Origin of the sequence: Arthrobacter sp., from assembly GCF_031988865.1 — a bacterium.
Lineage (GTDB): Bacteria > Actinomycetota > Actinomycetes > Actinomycetales > Micrococcaceae > Arthrobacter_B.
Genome location: NZ_DALZXY010000007.1, coordinates 13,371 through 32,577, shown reverse-complemented (window position 1 = coordinate 32,577; position 19,207 = coordinate 13,371). Strand labels below are relative to the sequence as shown.

The 19,207-nt window shown below is 65.7% G+C and carries 20 protein-coding genes; 9 read left to right on the top strand and 11 right to left on the bottom strand.

The genetic code is table 11. The annotated features are described in order from the left end of the window. Positions 1–33 precede the first annotated feature (33 nt). The 3 genes from sdhA (at position 34) to RTN46_RS02465 (ending at position 3,480) form a co-directional block, all read left to right on the top strand. Positions 34–1,800 (top strand): succinate dehydrogenase flavoprotein subunit, encoded by a 1,767-nt coding sequence (gene sdhA / locus RTN46_RS02475; RefSeq protein ID WP_312178843.1) that lies wholly within the window; start codon positions 34–36, stop codon positions 1,798–1,800. Continuing rightward, positions 1,800–2,576, top strand: a complete 777-nt coding sequence (locus RTN46_RS02470) for a succinate dehydrogenase iron-sulfur subunit (RefSeq protein WP_312178842.1) — start codon at positions 1,800–1,802, stop codon at positions 2,574–2,576. The genes sdhA and RTN46_RS02470 overlap by 1 nt, the downstream gene beginning before the upstream one ends. Positions 2,577–2,709: 133 nt before the next feature. Then, on the top strand, positions 2,710–3,480 hold the full coding sequence (locus RTN46_RS02465) for an alpha/beta fold hydrolase (RefSeq protein WP_312178841.1): 771 nt from the start codon (positions 2,710–2,712) through the stop codon (positions 3,478–3,480). Between the two features lie 30 nt (positions 3,481–3,510). On the opposite strand, the gene RTN46_RS02460 is transcribed toward RTN46_RS02465, so the two are convergent. The 4 genes from RTN46_RS02460 to RTN46_RS02445 form a co-directional block, all read right to left on the bottom strand. Further along, complete coding sequence (locus tag RTN46_RS02460) at positions 3,511–4,020, bottom strand: 2'-5' RNA ligase family protein (protein ID WP_312178840.1); 510 nt, start codon at positions 4,018–4,020, stop codon at positions 3,511–3,513. 77 nt (positions 4,021–4,097) lie between these two features. Further along, entirely contained in the window at positions 4,098–5,138 is a 1,041-nt protein-coding gene (trpS, locus tag RTN46_RS02455; protein ID WP_312178839.1) for a tryptophan--tRNA ligase, read from the bottom strand. Positions 5,139–5,150: 12 nt separating this feature from the next. Next, positions 5,151–5,999, bottom strand: coding sequence for an exodeoxyribonuclease III (locus RTN46_RS02450; protein ID WP_312178873.1), 849 nt, complete (start codon positions 5,997–5,999; stop codon positions 5,151–5,153). Between the two features lie 96 nt (positions 6,000–6,095). After that, positions 6,096–6,608 carry a hypothetical protein gene (locus RTN46_RS02445; protein WP_312178838.1) on the bottom strand — a complete coding sequence of 171 codons (513 nt, stop codon included), beginning with the start codon at positions 6,606–6,608 and terminating at the stop codon, positions 6,096–6,098. Positions 6,609–6,747: 139 nt separating this feature from the next. On the opposite strand from RTN46_RS02445, the gene RTN46_RS02440 reads away from it, so the two are divergent. Continuing rightward, complete coding sequence (locus RTN46_RS02440; RefSeq protein ID WP_312178837.1) at positions 6,748–7,266, top strand: O-acetyl-ADP-ribose deacetylase; 519 nt, start codon at positions 6,748–6,750, stop codon at positions 7,264–7,266. A gap of 20 nt (positions 7,267–7,286) precedes the next feature. Here the strand turns inward: RTN46_RS02440 and RTN46_RS02435 are convergent, their stop codons facing one another. Beyond that, on the bottom strand, positions 7,287–8,285 hold the full coding sequence (locus RTN46_RS02435) for a GAP family protein (RefSeq protein ID WP_312178836.1): 999 nt from the start codon (positions 8,283–8,285) through the stop codon (positions 7,287–7,289). Positions 8,286–8,409: 124 nt separating this feature from the next. On the opposite strand from RTN46_RS02435, the gene RTN46_RS02430 reads away from it, so the two are divergent. Further along, positions 8,410–9,807: a histidine kinase gene (locus tag RTN46_RS02430; protein WP_312178835.1), complete on the top strand. Its 1,398-nt coding sequence runs from the start codon at positions 8,410–8,412 to the stop codon at positions 9,805–9,807. After that, on the top strand, positions 9,804–10,451 hold the full coding sequence (locus RTN46_RS02425) for a response regulator transcription factor (RefSeq protein WP_312178834.1): 648 nt from the start codon (positions 9,804–9,806) through the stop codon (positions 10,449–10,451). The genes RTN46_RS02430 and RTN46_RS02425 overlap by 4 nt, the downstream gene beginning before the upstream one ends. Positions 10,452–10,537: 86 nt before the next feature. Here the strand turns inward: RTN46_RS02425 and RTN46_RS02420 are convergent, their stop codons facing one another. The 6 genes from RTN46_RS02420 to RTN46_RS02395 all read right to left on the bottom strand — a co-directional run bounded on the left by RTN46_RS02420 (position 10,538) and on the right by RTN46_RS02395 (position 16,381). Then, the gene (locus RTN46_RS02420; RefSeq protein ID WP_312178833.1) at positions 10,538–11,425 is read right to left on the bottom strand and encodes an ABC transporter permease; all 888 of its coding nucleotides are present in this window, start codon (positions 11,423–11,425) and stop codon (positions 10,538–10,540) included. Next, positions 11,422–12,294 (bottom strand): ABC transporter permease, encoded by an 873-nt coding sequence (locus tag RTN46_RS02415; protein WP_312178832.1) that lies wholly within the window; start codon positions 12,292–12,294, stop codon positions 11,422–11,424. Before RTN46_RS02415 ends, RTN46_RS02420 begins: the two co-directional genes overlap by 4 nt. Continuing rightward, positions 12,287–13,255 (bottom strand): ABC transporter ATP-binding protein, encoded by a 969-nt coding sequence (locus tag RTN46_RS02410; RefSeq protein ID WP_312178831.1) that lies wholly within the window; start codon positions 13,253–13,255, stop codon positions 12,287–12,289. The genes RTN46_RS02415 and RTN46_RS02410 overlap by 8 nt, the downstream gene beginning before the upstream one ends. An 85-nt stretch (positions 13,256–13,340) precedes the next feature. Further along, positions 13,341–14,273, bottom strand: a complete 933-nt coding sequence (locus RTN46_RS02405) for a bifunctional methylenetetrahydrofolate dehydrogenase/methenyltetrahydrofolate cyclohydrolase (RefSeq protein ID WP_396157218.1) — start codon at positions 14,271–14,273, stop codon at positions 13,341–13,343. Positions 14,274–14,293: 20 nt separating this feature from the next. Then, entirely contained in the window at positions 14,294–15,577 is a 1,284-nt protein-coding gene (gene glyA, locus RTN46_RS02400; RefSeq protein WP_396157203.1) for a serine hydroxymethyltransferase, read from the bottom strand. A 222-nt stretch (positions 15,578–15,799) separates the two neighbouring features. Further along, the gene (locus RTN46_RS02395) at positions 15,800–16,381 is read right to left on the bottom strand and encodes a GNAT family protein (RefSeq protein WP_312178830.1); all 582 of its coding nucleotides are present in this window, start codon (positions 16,379–16,381) and stop codon (positions 15,800–15,802) included. 45 nt (positions 16,382–16,426) lie between these two features. Here RTN46_RS02395 and purU point away from each other — a divergent pair, with 45 nt between their 5' ends. From purU to RTN46_RS02380, 3 genes are all read left to right on the top strand, one after another. After that, positions 16,427–17,317 carry a formyltetrahydrofolate deformylase gene (gene purU / locus RTN46_RS02390; RefSeq protein WP_312178829.1) on the top strand — a complete coding sequence of 297 codons (891 nt, stop codon included), beginning with the start codon at positions 16,427–16,429 and terminating at the stop codon, positions 17,315–17,317. 42 nt (positions 17,318–17,359) lie between these two features. Then, the gene (locus RTN46_RS02385) at positions 17,360–17,878 is read left to right on the top strand and encodes a gamma carbonic anhydrase family protein (protein ID WP_312178828.1); all 519 of its coding nucleotides are present in this window, start codon (positions 17,360–17,362) and stop codon (positions 17,876–17,878) included. An 84-nt stretch (positions 17,879–17,962) separates the two neighbouring features. Beyond that, complete coding sequence (locus RTN46_RS02380; RefSeq protein WP_312178827.1) at positions 17,963–19,171, top strand: ROK family transcriptional regulator; 1,209 nt, start codon at positions 17,963–17,965, stop codon at positions 19,169–19,171. The last annotated feature ends 36 nt before the right edge of the window (positions 19,172–19,207 follow it).

The following is a 19,207-nucleotide window of genomic DNA, read 5'->3' as shown; positions in this document are numbered from 1 at the left end:
TAAGGTTCAGTTTCAACAGAAAGAGCATCTGGTATGCAGGTCCATAAGTACGACGTCGTCATAGTCGGCGCCGGCGGCGCCGGTATGCGTGCCGCCATCGAATCCGGACAGCGCGCACGGACGGCGGTACTGACCAAGCTGTACCCCACCCGCTCCCACACGGGCGCGGCGCAGGGCGGCATGTGCGCAGCACTGGCCAACGTAGAAGAAGACAACTGGGAGTGGCACACCTTTGACACGGTCAAGGGCGGCGACTACCTGGTAGATCAGGACGCAGCAGAAGTCATGGCGAAAGAAGCCATTGACGCAGTGCTGGACCTGGAAAAGATGGGCCTGCCGTTCAACCGCACGCCCGAAGGCCGGATTGACCAGCGCCGCTTCGGCGGCCACACCCGTGACCACGGCAAGGCACCGGTCCGCCGTGCCTGTTACGCAGCCGACCGCACCGGACACATGATCCTGCAGACGCTGTACCAAAACTGCGTCAAGCACAACGTTGAGTTCTACAACGAGTACTACGTCCTGGACCTGCTGACTGTCACCGACAGCTTCGGCCAGAAGCGTGTTGCCGGCGTCGTTTCCTACGACCTCGCATCCGGTGAACTGCACGTCTTCCAGGCCAAGTCCGTGGTCTTCGCCACCGGCGGCGCGGGCAAGGTCTTCAAGACCACCTCCAATGCCCACACCCTGACCGGTGACGGCATGGGCATCGCTTTCCGCAAGGGCATCCCGCTGGAAGACATGGAGTTCATCCAGTTCCACCCGACCGGCCTGGCCGGCCTGGGCATCCTGCTCTCGGAAGCTGCCCGCGGCGAAGGCGCGATCCTGCGCAACTCCGAGGGTGAGCGCTTTATGGAGCGCTACGCCCCCACCATCAAGGACCTGGCGCCCCGTGACATCGTGGCCCGCTCCATGGCCAACGAAGTCCGGGAAGGCCGCGGCTGCGGCCCGAACAAGGACTACGTCCTGCTGGACCTGACCCACCTGGAGCCGGCCCACATCGACGCCAAGCTCCCGGATATCACCGAGTTCGCCCGTACCTACCTGGGTGTGGAGCCGTACACGGAGCCCGTGCCGGTCTTCCCGACCGCGCACTACGTCATGGGCGGCATCCCGACCAACATCAAGGCCGAGGTCCTCCAGGACAACGAGACCGTCATCCCCGGCCTGTACGCAGCGGGCGAGGTTGCCTGCGTCTCCGTCCACGGTTCCAACCGCTTGGGCACCAACTCCCTCCTGGATATCAACGTTTTCGGTAAGCGTGCCGGCATCTACGCCGCTGAGTACGCACTGCAGGCCGATTTCGTCGAGCTGCCCGAAGATCCGGAGGCTGAGACCATCGCCCTCCTGGACCTGGTGCGCAATTCCGAGGGAACCGAGCGCGTTTCGGAGATCCGCCGCGACCTGCAGAACACCATGGATGCCAACATGCAGGTGTTCCGCACCGCTGAGACCATCAACCAGGTGCTCTCCGACATTGCGGAACTCGAAGAGCGCTACAAGAAGATCAACGTCCAGGACAAGGGCAAGCGCTTCAACCTTGACCTGCTCGAGGCGGTGGAGCTGGGCTTCCTGCTCGAACTGGCCAAGGTCATGACGGTTGCGGCCCTGCACCGCGAGGAATCGCGCGGCGGCCACTTCCGTGAAGACTTCCCGGACCGCAATGACGAGAAGTTCATGCTGCACTCCATGGCCTACAAGGTCGATGAAGCGGACAACGCCGAGCACACCGCCGGCATCCGGCTCGATACCAAGCCGGTTATTTTCACGCGCTACGAGCCGATGGTGAGGAAGTACTAATGACTACGGAAGCAGCAGAGCCGGCCTCAAAGGTCGATCTGGCCCAATCCACCGGTGGCGAAATCCCGTCCTTCGACATCACCCTGAAGGTCCGGCGCTACAACCCGGAGGTCTCTGACGAGGCGTACTGGGACGAGTGGACCCTCACCATGTACGGTACCGACCGCGTGTTGGATGCCCTGCACAAGGTCAAGTGGGAACACGACGGTTCCGTTTCCTTCCGCCGCTCCTGCGCCCACGGCGTCTGCGGGTCCGATGCCATGCGCATCAACGGCCGCAACCGCCTGGCCTGCAAGACGCTGCTCAAGGACCTGGATACCTCCAAGCCGATCCTCGTGGAGCCGATCAAGGGCCTCCCGGTGGAGAAGGACCTGATCGTGGACATGGAGCCGTTCTTCCAGTCCTACCGCGAGATCATGCCCTTCCTCGTGTCCAAGGGCCATGAGCCCACGAAGGAGCGCCTGCAGTCCGCAGAGGACCGTGAGCGGTTCGACGACACCACCAAGTGCATTCTCTGCGCTGCGTGCACGTCCTCCTGCCCGGTGTTCTGGACCGATGGCCAGTACTTCGGTCCGGCCGCGATCGTGAACGCCCACCGCTTTATCTTCGACTCGCGTGACGACGCCGGAGACATGCGGCTGGAGATCCTGAACGACAAGGAAGGTGTGTGGCGCTGCCGCACCACCTTCAACTGCTCGGAAGCCTGCCCCCGCGGCATCCAGGTGACGAAGGCGATTTCCGAGGTCAAGCAGGCCATCCTGAGCCGCTCGATCTAGGCAACAGCCACTGCGCAGAAATTGCTGAAAGCGGCGGCTCCGGTCTTTGACCGGGGCCGCCGCTTTTCTGCTTTTCTGCTTTTCTGTTTTTCTGCTTTTCTGGCCCCTTCTTCCGAGCGGATAGGGTTTAGCCATGCCTGCGTTCGAATCCGTCACCTTCCCCGGAGCCAACGGCACCACGCTGGCCGGGACCCTGGATATCCCCGACGGCGGCACGCTCGGCTGGGCTGTGTTCTGCCATGGTTTTGCCTTGGGTAAAAACAGTGCGGCGGCTTCCCGTATCTCCAAGGCGCTGTCGGAGCAGGGCATCGGCGTCCTTCGCTATGATGCGGCGGGCCTGGGACGCTCGACTGGCACCTGGGAGGACGGCTCTTTCAGCACAAAGGTCCAGGACCTACTCAACGCCGTGGACTATCTGCGCTCACAGGGGCGCCCTGCCACCCTGCTGGTGGGCCATTCCCTCGGCGGGGCAGCGGCATTGGCCGCCGCGGCCATGGTGCCTGAATTGGCGGCCCTCGTGACCATCGCGGCGCCTTTCCGCCCCTCCCACGTGCTGCACCTCTTCGAAGATGAGCTGGAGACAATCGCGCGCCTTGGCCAGGCCGACGTCTCACTTGGCGGGCGGACCCTGACCATCCGGCAGGAGTTGGTGGATGACCTGCTCCGGCACGACCTGGCAGAGTGCATTAGTGGCCTTGGGGTTCCGCTTCTGGTGATGCACTCGCCGCAGGATAAGACCGTGGACGTGCAGAACGCTGATGAGATCTTCCGGGCGGCCGGTTCACCGCGCAGTTTTGTTTCCCTTGAGGGGGCCGACCATCTGATGCCGGATCGGGAGCAGACCACCCGTGCCGCCGAGGTCATCGCCGCCTGGTCCCGCGTGTATCTGCGAAGGGCACAGTAGGCGAGGGAGGTCCGCCGGCGGTGGGGTGTCCTAGCCCCTGAGGGCCATGTCCTCGCGCAGGATCCAGAGGCCTTGGTCGTTGTGCTCGAATACACCGATCCGATCCACGCGGAAGCTCGCTTCGTAGCCGCTTAGCGAGGAGAGGGCTTCGTCCATGCCCGCCTCGCTGACATCGTGCGCCACGGTTACGTGCGGATGGTAGGGGTAAGGGGTCCTGTGCTCCAGCGGCCCGCTCTGAAGTTCCTGGTGCAGGCGTGAGCATTCCTCGAACCCCTCGGCCACCTGGACGTACACCACCGGGGTTACCGGCCGGAACGATGCGGTGCCGCGCAGGGTTACGGTGAACGGGCGGTGTGCGGCAGTAACCTGCCGGACGTGGCGCAGCGCTGAGGGCCAGTCGGTGGCCGGGGTGGTGGTCACCAGGGTGATGTGGGCCGGGATCACGGAGGCCATCGGGTCACCGAAGGACGCGCGTGCCCGTTGCAGCTCGGAGGCCATGGGCTCGGGAACGGGGATGACGATTCCGACCTGGCACGGCATTTCGGGCGTTAGGTCTCTGCCGCCGCGCGCCGCGCCGGGTGGGATTTGCACCGTCGAGTTCGTGTAGCCCATGAGATTTAGCGAGTCGTGGAACCCAGTGGCAGGAAACCCATCTTCTCGTACACATCGGCCAGTGTAGCCGACGCGCTCTCGCGGGCTTTCATTGCACCGTGAGCGAGCAGCCGGTCGAGTTCCGCCGGATCGTCCAGCAGTTCGAGGGCCCGTTCGCGGATGGGGCGGACATGTTCAGTCACGGCGTCTGCAAGGTCTACCTTGAGATGTCCGTACATCTTTCCTTCGTACTCCTTCACCAGGGTGTCAACGCTGCGGCCGGAGATGAGCGAATAGATGGAGAGCAGGTTGGAGATGCCCGGCTTGGCCTCGCGGTCGAACCGGATCTCGGTGCCGTCGTCGGTGACAGCCGACTTGATCCGCTTGGCGATGACCTTGTCCGGATCCAGCAGGTTGATCAGGCCTGCCGGCGATGCGGCAGACTTCGACATCTTCGCGGCCGGGTTTTGCAGGTCGTAGATCTTCGCGGAGTCCTTCTGGATGAAGACTTCCGGAACCGTGAAGGTTTCCCCGTACCGGCTGTTGAAGCGCTTGGCCAGGTCCCGGCTCAGTTCAACGTGCTGGCGCTGGTCTTCACCGACCGGAACACCGTGCGGCTGGTAGAGAAGGATGTCAGCCACCTGCAGGATGGGGTAGGTGAACAGGCCCACGCTCGCGGCGTCCGCCCCGAAGCGCTGCTGCTTGTCCTTGAACTGCGTCATCCGCGAAGCTTCGCCGAAACCGGTCAGGCAGTTCAGCACCCAGGCCAGCTGCGTGTGCTCGGGAACCTGGGACTGGACAAAGAGGGTGGCGCGGTCCGGGTCCACTCCCCCGGCAATGTACTGCGCAGCAGTGACCCGGGTCCGTTTGCGCAGGTCGTCTGGATCCTGCGGCACCGTGATGGCGTGCAGGTCAGGGATGAAGAAGTAGGCGTCGTACTGCTCCTGCAGCCGCACCCAGTTCACCAGTGCACCGAGGTAGTTGCCCAGATGCAGGGAATCTGCGGACGGCTGCATGCCGGAGAGGATGCGTTGACGTGTAGCAGGTGTTGTGGGGGTTTCAGTCATTTGTCCAGGACCTCAGAACTGGTAGTCGACCACGACGGGAGCGTGGTCCGAGAAACGGGTGTCGTAAGTGGCGGCACGGTCCACGACGGCGCTGACGGCTCGTTCCGCCAGGCCCGGTGTGGCCATGTGGTAGTCGATGCGCCAGCCGGCGTCATTGTCGAAGGCCTGGCCGCGCCAGGACCACCAGGTATAGGGCCCGGCCACGTCGCCGGCGAGCCGGCGGGCCACATCGACGTAGCCGATTTCTTCTCCGAGGAAGCGGTCGAAGTAGGCACGTTCTTCAGGCAGGAAGCCCGACTTCTTGACGTTGCCCTTCCAGTTCTTGATGTCCAAGGTGGTGTGGCCGACATTGAGGTCGCCGACGATCAGGGCGTAGTCGCTGGTCGCGGCCAGTACGGGCAGCCGAGCGGCCATAACGTCCAGGAAGCGGTACTTGTCCTCCTGCTTGGGTGTTCCGGCTTCGCCGGAGTGCACGTAGGCGCTGACGACGGTCAGCAGCTTCTCCTCGCCGTCGACGGGGACCTTGAAGTCCGCTTCGACCCAGCGTCCGGAGAGGGCGAAGTAGTCTTCCCCGATGTGTTCTCGCACGGCGACCGGCTCATGCCGCGAGGCGATGGCGACGCCGGCGCGGCCCTTGGCCTCCGCTTCGGCATGCAGGATGTGCCATTCGTCGCCGAGCAGCTCCCGGACGATCGCGTCCGGCGCACGCACCTCCTGCAGGCAGAGGATGTCGATGTCCCGGTCGGCCAGCCAGTCGGCCATGCCGCGCTTGTACGCGGCCCTGATGCCGTTGACGTTGACCGTCGCGATTCTCAGTGTTCCCAGTGCCGATGCGGGGCTGGGCTCCCCTGCAGATGCCATGCTCACGCCAATAACCTTACCCCTCGGTAGCTTGCGGGTTCATCTTGTGCGGCACGCCCATCGAGAGGGCATGCGGCCTGCGCGGTACTCCCCGGCTCAGTCGACGAGCGTGCCCTCGACCGGGCCGCCGTCGTCCTTTTTCATCATTCCGCGGGCATTGTGCGCGGTGATTTCAATCGTCTCGATCGCCCGCTCAACCTGGCCCTCGTCGCTGCCCAGGTTCTCGCGGATCACCCGGGACTGCACCTGGATGATCTTGAAGCTGTGGTCCAGCTTCTGGTCGCGGATCGTGGTTGCCTCATCCATGACCTGGACTGACGGAGCTCCGCCGGCTGCCCGGTTGAGGGAATCCTGCGCTTCCGCCAGCTTGGCGCCTGCCTTCCGGGCAGCGCCGCGGATGCTGAAGACCACGAAGGCGAACAGGACAAGCCACCCAAGGGAGATAATCACCACCAGCCAGCCAACGACGTCGTTCTCATTGGCGGCGAAGATCACGGCCACGATGAACACAAACACCATAAGCGTGGTGCCGATGGTGGCCATCTTGCGGCTGATTCCCCTGCCGGGGCTGGATGCTGGCGGCGTTTTGCCGTTAGGGATGGACTGCATGGACTTATTCTCTCAAAAATTCATGCAGATCGATTCCGCTTACCCCCACGGCGAAACCCGGAGCGGCGGATTGCTCTTGGTTCCGGTTACGCCGGCCCGTCGGTTGCCGGGCGGGTGACCCTGCTGGGAGGCTGGTGCGATGGAGATGAAGGCAGTGACAGGCGACATCACCCGGCGGTCTGTGGACGCCGTGGTGAATGCCGCGAACTCCTCCCTGCTTGGCGGCGGCGGTGTTGACGGCGCGATCCACCGGGCCGCCGGGCCTGAACTGCTCGAGGCGTGCCGGGCCCTGCGGGCCGGCGACTACCGGGACGGACTCGCAGTCGGCCAGGCAGCGGTTACCGAGGGGTTTGCCTTGCCGGCGCGCTGGGTTATCCACACCGTCGGCCCCAACCGGCACGCCGGCCAGACAGATCCCCGCCTGCTCGCGGCAGCGTTCCGGAACAGCCTGGACGCGGCGGTCTCACTGGGTGCGGCATCGGTCGCCTTCCCGGCGATCAGCGCCGGGGTCTACGGGTGGGACGCCGGAACAGTCGCGGAGATTGCCGTGCAGACCGTCCGTAATCATCCGGGGACGGGGATAGACACGGTCGAGTTCGTCCTTTTCAACGAAGCCATGACCCGGATCTTCAGCTCGGCGCTGGCCGCCGCCGACTGACCAACTGACTTGCCGGGTGCTCAGCCGAACGGGTTCCAGGCCGCGCCGGGGAAGAGCCCGGCAAGCCCTGCCCGCAGGATCAGGAAGCCGACGATTCCCACCACCCACAGCACAGCCTCCCCGGACACCCTGGACAGCCAGGCGCCCAGCCGTTCCAACGGGGTATCCAGCAGCCGGCCCAGCAGCAGCCGGCCGGCAACCAGGAGTCCTGCCGGCAGCAGCATCACTAGGCAGTAGAGTCCCAGAATCCCGGCAGATGCCGGCCATTCCGTGCCGGAACCGGTCAGCAAACCGACGGCGGCGAGGTAGGGCAGCATGGTTGGCAGCTCGAGGAGCCCGGCGAGCAGGGCCAGGCCCAGCAGCCCGCCGCGGGTGTCCAGTGCCCTGCCAATCCGATGCTGCCACCGCCGCTCGGTGGCCTCGGAACGCTCGGCTGTTGCCACCTTGGCTCCGCGGGTCCCGGCCGGAATTCCGCTGCCGGAGGTACTGCCTGCGGTGGTACTGCCTGTGGTGGCGTAGCCGGCCGCAGAGCCCGGCCGGTCCCGCTGGGGGCTCGATTGGGCCGGCTCCCGGCCTGGTGTCTGGGCTGGTATCTGGAGTCCCGGTTCCGCAGCTGCGGGACCGGGCGCCGGAACCGCGGCACCCGGACCGGCAGCACCGGCTCCGCTTGCTGAGCTGTTTCGGGCACCAGGCTTGGAGATGCCGATTGAGTCCTTGAATGACCAGACCAGCATGCCCGCCCCGGCTGCCACCATCACGGCCTGCACCGCCGGCAGCTCCAGCACAGAGCCGATGCTGCCGCTGCCCAGCACACCGGCGATCCCGGTGGCTCCTGACAGCAGGACAAGCCCCACCAGGAAATAGAACACCCCAACTGCCCCCAGGTAGACCGCAACCTTCCCGGCTGTCCTGCGCGCACCGGGGCGCAGGAGCAGCCACACGGGGATCACGAGCGTGCCGATGCTGGTGCTGTCGATGAGGGCGAGAATGGCCAATTGGGCCAGGATTTCCAAGGTCATATCCTCACTCTTCCGGGAGCGGATTCAGCGGGCATCCGGCATTGGGAGGAGCGGGCCTCATCCTTTCGTCTCAGGCCGGTGCGGCCTGCTTGGCTGCCGGGGTCCGGGCCATCAGGATGGAGGTATGAATTCTTCTTCCGGCCGGATCCGCCGCGAGGACGTGCTGCTGGCCCTGGGCTACGCTGCCCTGGCCTGGTTACTGCATTCGGTCGATATCACTGCGACCCGTGAACCGCTGCTGCCCTGGCTGGCTCCGTGGTGGCCGCTGCTCACTGTGGCCGGGTCCGCTGCCGTCGTCCTGCGCCACCGGCGGACTGCCCTTATGGTGACCGTCAGTGCAGCCGCGGCCGTGGCCCTGGCACTGGCCGGGAGCGCAGGCGGGTACTTCTTCGCTTTTGAAGCCGTCTTCTCGCTGGTTCTCTTTGGTTCGGCGCGGGCCGCGAGGACCACGGAGATCTCCATGCTGGCGGTCTGCGCCGCGTCCGGGGCTGCGGCCTGGTTGCTGACCGGGAGCCTTGCCGCGGGTGTGGTTTTCCTCCTGACCTCCGGGATGGTGCTGCTGCTGCCTGCCGAATGGGCAGGCAACCTCCGGAAGGCGGGCCAGCTGGCGGAAAGTGAGAGCGCCCGGGCGGCGGCAATCCGGCAGGCTGCCCGCGACCAGGCCAGCCTCGCCTCCCGTGAGCACGAGCTGGCGCTGGCGGCTGAACGCCAGGACATGGCCCGTGAGCTTCACGACGTCCTGTCTTCGCGGCTGTCCGCCATCGCGCTCCAGTCCGGCGCTGCGCTGAGCAGCCCTGATGGCCGGCTGTCACGCGAAGTGCTCTCCCATGTGCGGCGGGAAAGTGTGGCGGGGTTGGAGGAACTCAACGGCATGATCCGGATGCTCAGTACCGGCGAGCCCCGCCCCCTCGCCGGGAACGCCGCGGATCTGGATGCCGTGGTGGATGGCCACCGGGCTGCCGGGCTGACGATCAAGTGGACCAATGGACTGCCCGGCGGCGGTGCCGGGCTCCCCGGGCCTGTGCAGGCTGCCCTTTACCGGATAGTCACGGAAGCGCTGGTCAACGCGGGACGCCATGCACCTGGGGCAGCCGTCCGGATGTCCCTTGACCCGGTTCCCGCCGGGGTCCGGCTGCAGGTTGAGAACGACGGCGGCACAAGCCCTGATTCGAGCGCCACCGGTGCTGCCGCCTCCGCGGCGGACCACGGAGTTGGCACCGGGACCGGCATCCCCAGCATGCTGGCCCGGGCAGAACAGCTTGGCGGATACGCGTCCGCGGGGCCACGGGGCAGCGGCTGGGCGGTGGAGGCAGTCCTTCCGGACACTCCCCTGGCGTCCGGCGCCGCCCGATCCGGGCCTGCACAGGCCGGCGCCGCACAATCCGACCCTGCACAGGCCGGCGCCGCACAATCCGACTCTGCACAAGCCGGCGTGGCCGCCCAAGATCGCCTGGCAGGCGGCCCGCAGCGGATGTTCCCGGCCAGCACCGGCTCCGCAGTCCATGGGGGTACCAAAGCATGAGTGGAACGCTCAGGGTCCTGCTGGCCGACGATCACGCGGCGATCCGTCTGGGAATGCGCATGGTCATCGAGGTGGAACCTGGATTTGAAGTAGTCGGCGAGGCCGGCGACGGCGCCACCGCTGTCTCCATGGCCCGGGCGCTGCAGCCCGACGTCGTCCTCATGGATCTGCGAATGCCGGTGATGGACGGCGTGGAGGCAACCGGAACCATCATTGCGGACGGTCTGGCGAAGGTGGTTGCGCTGACCACCTTCGACCATGACTCCTACCTGTTCGGGGTCCTGGCCGCCGGAGCTGCCGGGTTCCTGCTGAAGACCGCCGAACCGGCAGAAATCACGACGGCACTGCGCCGTGTGCACGAGGGCGGAACCGTTATTGCCCCCGAGGTCGCTGGCCGGCTGGTCGCCGCGGCGGTCAGCCGGCAAGCCTCAGGTGCAGCCCCGTCCCCTCCGGCAGTGGAGCTCACCGGCCGTGAAAGCGAGGTCCTGGACTGCCTGGGCGAAGGACTGAGCAACGTCCGGATTGCCCGCCGGCTGGGTATCTCTGAAACCACGGTGAAGACGCATGTCTCCCACGTGCTGGCCAAGCTGGGCGTCGAGTCCAGGCTGCAGGCCGCGCTGGCAGCCCGGGCACGCTCCTCCTGAGCGGCCGAGGCTGTTTCCTGGAGACCGCTGGACGCTGCCGCTTCTGGACACTGCTGCTTCTGGACACCGCCGCTTCTGGAACGCGGCTACTTCTGGAAAAGGGCTTCCAGCCGCCGTGTCGTGACTACCAGGCCAAAGCCGATCATGACCACGAAGTAGAGCAGGTGCCCTGCGGTCTCCAAACCGAAAGCCCCTGCACTGATCTGCCGCAGCATTTCCACACCGTGCCACAGCGGCAGCGCCTGGATAACCCACTGGATGCTCTGCGGGTAGACACTCAGCGGGTAGAACGTGGCCGAGAACAGGAACATGGGCAGCATCACGAAGCTCACCCAATCCAACTGCTGGAACGTCTTCATGTAGCTGGTGATCGCCATGCCGATGGAGGCGAAGCCAAAGGCGATAACCACTGCGGCCGGGATCATCAGCAACGCGGCAGGGGACGTGATCAGGCCCATCGCAGCCATAACGGCGGTGAAACCCGTGGCGTACATTCCGCCCCGCAGCAGGGCAAGCAGGATCTCACCCATGGCCACGTCCAGCGGTCCAAGGGAGGTTGCCAGCATCCCCTCGTACAACCGGGCGAAGTTGAGCTTGAAGAACACGTTCATGGTGGAGTCGTAGATGGCGCCGTTCATGGCGGAAACGGCAAGCAGCGCCGGCGCGATGTAGGCCGCGTAGCTGACCTGCTCCCCGCCCGGACCGGTAACCGTGCCGATCAGCGACCCGAGGCCGATGCCCATGGCAATCAGGTAGAGCACGGGCTCGACGAACCCGCTGATCATGATCGACCAGTTGTTTCCCCAGGTGGCTTTGAGTCCACGGGCGAAGACCGCCCGGATGTTCCGGCCGTACAGGGAACCGAGGAAACGCTGGCGGGGTTCGGGCAGGTCTGCCAGCGCCTGCCGGCCCGCCGTTTCCCCAGGGTCCCCACCGGTGGTTATCCGGGCGCCGGCATGGTGCGCTCCACTCATTTGCCCAGCCTCCGGGTGAAATTCCGCCGCGCGAGCAGCCAGCCGGCGACGGCCAGCAGGAGCAGGTAGGCGAGGTGGCCAACGGTCACGAGGACAGGTTCCGCCAGGCCGTAGCTGACCATCCGGCCCAGCTCGGACGCGTGCCACAGCGGAGAGATCCAGCCGATCCAGCGGATGACCAGCGGCAGCGTATCCAAGGGGAAGAAGGTGCCGGAGAACAGGAACAACGGCATCACGATGAAGCGCTGCACCATGGCGAACTGGCCCCGGTCTTCGGTGATCGAGGAGCTGTACGCCATCAGGGGCAGGCCGAATGCGAGACCGCCGAGGATCGCTGTGAGCACCATCAGCCAGGCGGTGGCCGGGTTCCCGACCGCGCCGAAGAGCAGCAGGAACACAAAGTAGGTTCCACAGGTGATGAGCAGCCGGGTGGTCAGGCCCAGCACATGTCCGTCCACCAGCTGGGCGCTGCGCAGCGGGGACGCATTGGGACCGTAATAAGTCCGCCGCCACTTGAACCCGGACATCACCGTATACGTGTTTTCTTCGCTGCAGACCATGATCGAGGCGGTGGCCAGCAGGGCCGGCCCCACGAACAGCAGGTAGGACACCGAGGTGCCGTTCCCGGCGTCGAACGCTGCGTTGGTCCCGGTGTCAACCAGCGACGCCAGCCCCACCCCCATACCAAAGAGGTAGACCAGCGGGGTGCCGACTGCAGTGACCAGCACGGTCCAGCCATAGCCGCGCATCCGGCGCAGCCAATGCTCGGCGTAGTAGACGGCGCCGTAGCGGCGGGCACGGCGCGCCGTTTCCTCTGGAGTCAGTGGAGAACGCAGCCCGAGGACGGCGTGGGTCTGCTGCTCAGTCAACGAGGCTCCTGCCGGTCAGCCGGAGAAAGACGTCTTCCAGCGATGAGCGGCGTACCAAAGAGGTAATCGGATGCAGGCCGCGCGAGCCGACGGCTTCCAGGGCGTGCTCGCCGTTGTCTGCGTAGATGAGGACCCGGTCCGGCAGGGTTTCGATCCGTTCCCCGATGCCTTCCAGCTCGGCCGCGACGGTGGTGTTGCGCTCCGAGCCGAACCGCAGCTCCACCACCTCCCGCGAGGAATGCTCCCGGATCAGCGACGCCGGGGAACCCTCCGCCATGATGGTGCCTTTATCCACCACGATCAGCCGGTCGCAGAGCTGCTCGGCCTCGTCCATGTAGTGGGTGGTCAGGATCAGGGTGACTCCGGCTTCCTTCAGCCGGAACAGCCGGTCCCAGAGGATATGCCGGGCCTGCGGGTCCAGGCCGGTGGTTGGCTCATCCAGCAGCAGGATCTTCGGATCGTTGATCAGGGAGCGGGCGATGGTGAGGCGGCGCTTCATCCCGCCGGAAAGGTCGTCGACGCGGGCCTTGGCCTTGTCGGTCAGCTGGGCGAATTCCAGCAGTTCGTCCGCCTTGGGCTGCAGATAGCTCTTGGGGAGGCCGAAGTAGCGCCCGTAGGCGAGCAGGTTGTCCCGCACCCTCAACTCTTCGTCCAGGTTGTCCTGCTGGGGCACGACGCCGAGGTGGGCTCGGACTTCGGGTCCATTGCGGTCCGGGTCCAGCCCCATGATCCGCAGGTCCCCGGAGGTGCGCCGGGAGACACCGCCGATCATCTTCATGGTGGTGGATTTGCCCGCCCCGTTGGGCCCGAGCAGCCCAAAGGACTCCCCCGCCGGAACGTCGAAACTGATACCGTCCACCGCGGTGAAATCTCCATAGGATTTCGTGAGGTTCACGGCTGAGATGACGGGGCCCCGGAAGGCCTGCTTGGCAGGCGGGGCGGATGATGTGATCTGCGGCACCCGGCAAGCATAGTGCAAGTATGGCTAGGAACGGCGCAGGCCCGCACGCCAAAGGGCGGACGGGCCTGCGCCGGTGCGGAGCGGCTTAGCCGGCCAGGATTCCGGCCTGGCGTTCGGCAGCTTCGACCACGTTGGACAGCAGCATGGCGCGGGTCATCGGGCCGACGCCGCCCGGGTTCGGGGAGATCCAGGACGCGACGGCGGCTGCGTCCTTGTCGACGTCGCCCATCAGCGTGGTCTTTCCGGTTTCCGGGTCGGTGACGCGGGTGACGCCGACATCCAGGACAATCGCCCCGGGCTTCAGCTCAGCGGCCTTGATCATGCCGGGGAATCCTGCGGCGGCCACCACAACGTCCGCGTCGCGCAGGAGTTCGGGCAGGTTCACGGTGCCGGTGTGGGCGAGCGTGACCGTGGCGTTGATCGGCCGGCGGGTCAGCAGCAGGCCCAGCGGACGGCCAACCGTAACCCCGCGGCCCACAACCAGCACGTGCTTGCCCGTGAGGGCGATGCCGTTGCGGACCAGCAGCTGCACGATCCCGTGGGGCGTGCAGGGCAGCGGCGAGGTCATCGCATCGGACACGTTGAGCACCAGCCGGCCAAGGTTCACCGGGTGCAGCCCGTCGGCATCCTTTTCGGGAGCGATGCGTTCAAGGATGGCGTTGGTGTCCAGGTGCTTGGGCAGCGGCAGCTGCACAATGTAGCCGGTCGTGGCCGGGTCTGCGTTGAGCTCATCGATGACCTTTTCCAGGTCCTCCTGGCTGATGTCCTCCGGCAGGTCCCGGCGGATCGAGTTGATGCCCACCTGTGCGCAGTCCTTGTGTTTGCCGCCCACGTAGGAGTGGCTGGCCGGGTCATCGCCCACCAGGACGGTTCCCAGTCCGGGGGTGATGCCGTGCTCCTGGGCGAGGACCTGGATCCGTTCAGCCAGTTCTGCCTTGATCTCCCGGGCTGCCTTCAGGCCGTCCAGACGCTGTGCGGTTTCCGGCGTCTTGGTTTCCAGCTCGACGTTTCCTTCCATATTGGTGCCCTGCTCCATGCTCACCACTCTTCCTGTCCGGAGTACAGCGGGAAGTCCTGGGCGAGCACCGAGACCCGGCGGCGCAGGTCATCGGCATCCGGGGCGGGCTTCAGCGCCGCGGCGATGATCTCGGCGACCTCGGTGAACTCCGGCGCGCCGAAGCCGCGGGTGGCCAGCGCGGGGGTGCCGATGCGCAGGCCGGAGGTGACCATGGGCGGGCGGGGATCGAACGGGATGGAGTTGCGGTTCACCGTGATGCCAACCGAATGCAGCAGGTCTTCGGCCTGCTTGCCGTCCAGCTTGGAGTTGCGCAGGTCCACCAGGATCAGGTGCACGTCGGTACCGCCGGTCAGGACCGAAACACCGTGTTCGGCCACATCCGTTGCCGTGAGGCGGTCGGCGATGATCCGCGCGCCTTCCAGAACGCGTTCCTGCCGTTCGCGGAATTCCTCCGAGCCGGCCACCTTGAAGGCGACAGCCTTGGCAGCGATGACGTGCATCAGCGGACCGCCCTGCTGTCCCGGGAAAACGCTGGAGTTGATCTTCTTGCCGAATTCTTCCTTGGCCAGGATCATGCCGGAACGGGGACCGGCGAGGGTCTTGTGCACCGTGGAGGTCACGACGTCGGAGTACGGGACCGGGCTCGGGTGCAGACCGGCCGCCACCAGGCCGGCGAAGTGGGCCATGTCCGTCCACAGGTAGGCGCCAACCTCGTCCGCGATGGACCGGAAGGCAGCGAAGTCCAGCTGGCGGGGGTAGGCGGACCAGCCGGCGATGATGACCTGGGGCCGCTCGGCCAGCGCCTGCTCGCGGACTTTGTCCATGTCCACGCGGTAGGTCTGCTCGTCCACGCCGTACGCGGCAACTTCGTACAGCTTGCCGGAGAAGTTCAGCTTCATGCCGTGGGTCAGGTGCCCGCCGTGGGCGAGGTTCAGGCCCATGATCTTCTCACCGGGCTTGATCAGGGCGGCGAGCGCCGCGGCATTGGCCTGGGCGCCGGAGTGCGGCTGAACGTTGGCGAACTCAGCACCGAAAAGGGCCTTGACCCGTTCGATGGCCAGGTTCTCGGCGACGTCCACCTGCTCGCAGCCGCCGTAGTAGCGGCGGCCGGGATAGCCCTCGGCGTACTTGTTGGTCAAGACTGAGCCCTGAGCCTCAAGGACGGCACGCGGCGCGAAGTTCTCGGATGCGATCATTTCCAGCGTGTTCCGCTGGCGGGCCAGTTCACCGTCGAGGACGGCTGCGATCTCGGGGTCTACTTCCGAGAGGGGTGCGTTGGTGACGGGCTGGGTGGATAGTCTCACGTGGATCTCCTGGGGAAAGATGTTCTATAGGTCAGGCTACCTGCCGGACACCCCCGGTTTCCGGGCATGACGAACAGATGACTACGTGACCCCGGCCCAGGCGTGCGATCCGTGGTTTGGGCTTGCTGTTGCCGCTTCCTGGTGGTTACCCACCCAACGCCAGTTGCGACTTAACCATGTTAGCGCGCAGTTACAGCGCGGTTCAGTTACCGAGCGGTTCGGTTACCGCGCGGACGGTTCCTGGCCAGGCCCCTTCCCCGGGGCGGGTGCAGCAAGGTCTTCCCAGTCGAAGGAGGTGACGGTTCCGGCTTCCCAGTCCGAACGCAGCCGCCCATAGGTTACCGACGCAATCCGCCGCCCGTCGTCAAGCGGCCAGTCCTCGCGGATATGGGCTTCCTTCACAAAGCCGGAGCGCAGCAGGGTCTTGCGCATCGCGATGTTGTCCTCCCGGGTTTTCCCGGCGAGGCGGCGCAGGCCCGGATAGTCCGTGAAGACCTTGCCGGTCAGCGCCTGCAGCACTGGCACGCCTTTGCCCTCGCCGCGGTGTCCTTCCACCAGCCGAAGATCGAATATGCCGCAGTCCTTGTCCAGGTCTTCAAGGATCACCAGGCCCAGGCGCTGGTTTCCGCCGTAAACCCAGAATGTGCGCACATCGTCGGATTCGAACCTGCCCTCAAGCAGCAGCCTGCGGACCAGGTCCGCGGACGGCTCCGTGATGAGGTGGAACGGGAAGCGGTTGGTGGTCAGGAACCTCACCAGCTCTTCGTCGTCTTTGTCGGACAGCGGGGCGAAAGTAACGTCCATTCACCCAGCGTAGGCCAGCTACCTCCGGGCGGTAACCTTGTTCGGGTGACCGCAAATGCTTCCGCCGGACTGCCGGCAACGACCAAATCCACTCCGGAGTCCTACACGCTGACGCTTTCCTGCGCCGACCGACCGGGAATTGTGCACGCTGTTTCCGGGGCCCTCGCCGCCGTGGAAGGAAACATCACCGAATCACAGCAGTACGGCAGCCCGGACACCGGCTCCTTTTTTATGCGGGTGGATTTCACGGCGCCGGGCCCTTACGAGGCAACGCGTTCCCGCATCGAGGCGGTTGCAGGTGAATTCGGCATGGAGTGGGAACTGCACCGCTCCGGGGCACCGGTCCGCACCCTGATCATGGCGTCCAAGGACGGGCACTGCCTCAATGACCTGCTTTTCCAGCAGCGTGCCGGAAACCTGCCGATCGAGATTCCAGCGATCGTCTCCAACCACACCGACCTGGCCGGACTGGCGGAGTTTTACGGAGTTCCGTTCCACCACATCCCCGTCTCCGCGGACACGAAGCAGGCAGCCGAAGACCAGCTGCGTGCGCTGATGGCGGAACTGGACATCGAACTGGTTGTCCTGGCCCGCTACATGCAGATCCTCAGCAACGAGCTGTGCGAGGAACTCTCCGGCCGGGCCATCAACATCCACCATTCCTTCCTTCCCTCGTTCAAGGGGGCCCGCCCCTACCATCAGGCCCACACCCGCGGCGTGAAGCTGATCGGCGCCACGGCCCACTACGTCACCGCAGACCTGGATGAGGGTCCGATCATCGAACAGGAAGTCATCCGCGCGGACCACTCCCGGACGGCAGCGCGTCTGGCCGCGCTGGGGGCCGGAGTCGAGGGACGCACCCTGGTCAAGGCGGTCCAGTGGCACGCCGAGCACCGCGTCCTGCTCGATGGCCGGCGCACTATCGTCTTCAACTAGGGCTGCGCCTGCGCTGCCGGCCGGCCCCGTTACAGTGGTCGCATGGCTCACATCGTTCCCTTCCGCGGTAAAACGCCCGTTATCGACCCCACCGTGTTCTTAGCTCCGACCGCGTCGCTGATCGGCGACGTCGAACTTGGACCGGGAGCCAGCGCCTTCTACGGCGTCTGTGTCCGCGGTGATTCCAATTCGATCCGGGTCGGGGCAGGGACGAACCTGCAGGACAACGTTGTGCTGCACGCTGATCCAGGTTTTCCCACGACCGTTGGCGAACGGGTGAGCGTTGGGCACAACGCCGTCGTTCACGGCTGCACGGTGGAAGACGACTGCCTGGTCGGCATGAGCGCCACGATCATGAATGGTGCCGTGATCGGGGCCGGTTCGCTGGTAGCCGCCGGAGCCCTGGTCCTGGAGGGCACGCAGGTTCCGCCGCGTTCCCTCGTCGCCGGAGTGCCAGCGAAGGTCCGGCGCACACTTACCGACGAGGAGTTCGCCTCGGTCCAGCGAAACGCCGAGCATTATCTGGAAACCGCAGCCGAGCATCGGGAAGCCATCGGCTAAACCCTGACGGCAAGAATTGAATGCGTACAACAGAACTGTGTTCATTTCTTGACGACATGGAGTCCATATAGCACTCTGAACACCATGTCCGCCGAATCACCCTCAACGATGAGGGCTCTCTCCGCTGGCCGGCGCCGCAGCGACCCGGGTTCCCAGACCGCTCTCCGCGCCCGCAACCAGCAGCGCATTATCGAGGCGTTGCTGGCCGGCGGGCCGCAGACGCAGGCCGGGCTTTCACGGGTGACCGGACTCTCGAGCGCAACCATTTCCAATATCGTGCGCCAGATGAGCGAGACCGGCCTGGTGGACACCGAGCCCACCACCAGCTCCGGCCGGCGTGCCCTCTCCGTCCGGCTCAGGGACACCGGCGCCGTCGCTGCTGGAATCGACATCGGCCGCCGTCACGTCCGCGTAATCCTGTCCACCCTTGGCTACCGGATCCTCGGCGAGGCCTCAATTCCCCTGCCGCTTGGCCACGCCGCCGGCGAAGGCATGGACGCGGCGGCCGGCCTTTTCAACCGTGTCCTCGCGGAGGCGGATGTGGAGCGGCACCGGGTGCTTGGCGCCGGCGTCGGCATCCCCGGCCCGATTGACCGTAGAACCGCAACCGTGGCGCCGGGGGCAATCCTGCCCGAATGGGTGGGCATCAATATGCGCGAGGACCTCGCCGCCAAACTGCAGGTTCCGGTCTTCATCGACAACGATGCCAACCTCGGCGCGCTAGCCCAGGTGACGTGGGGCCCGCACGGAGGCTGCGAGAACCTGATCTTCGTCAAAGTGGCCTCCGGCATCGGTGCCGGACTGCTGATCAACGGCTCCCTGTTCTACGGACACGTCGGGATCACCGGGGAGATCGGCCATGCCACGGTCACCGATCAGGGCCTCCTCTGCCGCTGCGGCAACCGGGGCTGCCTGGAAACGGTTGCGTCCACCTCAACAATGATTGACCTGCTAAGCCGGGCCGCGGCGGAGCCGGTCAGCGCTGCGGACATCATCCGCCAGGCGGCGGCCGGGGATCCAGCCACGCTGCGGGTGGTGGACGACGCCGGCATGGCCATCGGCCGGACCGTGGCAGGACTCGCGAATGCGCTGAACCCCGAAGTGGTTGTGGTGGGTGGTTCACTGACCGGCTTGGGAAACAGCTTCCTCAACCCCATTCGCCGGGGCCTGCTCCGGCATGCCGTCCCACTGATCGGGGAGACCACCACGCTCACCATGTCCTCCCTCGGCGATCGGGCCGAGGCGTTGGGTGCGGCCTCGCTGGTACTGGCGCAAGCCGGTGCAGTACCCTGACGCTGAACTGAATTACAACGCATATTTATGAACAAT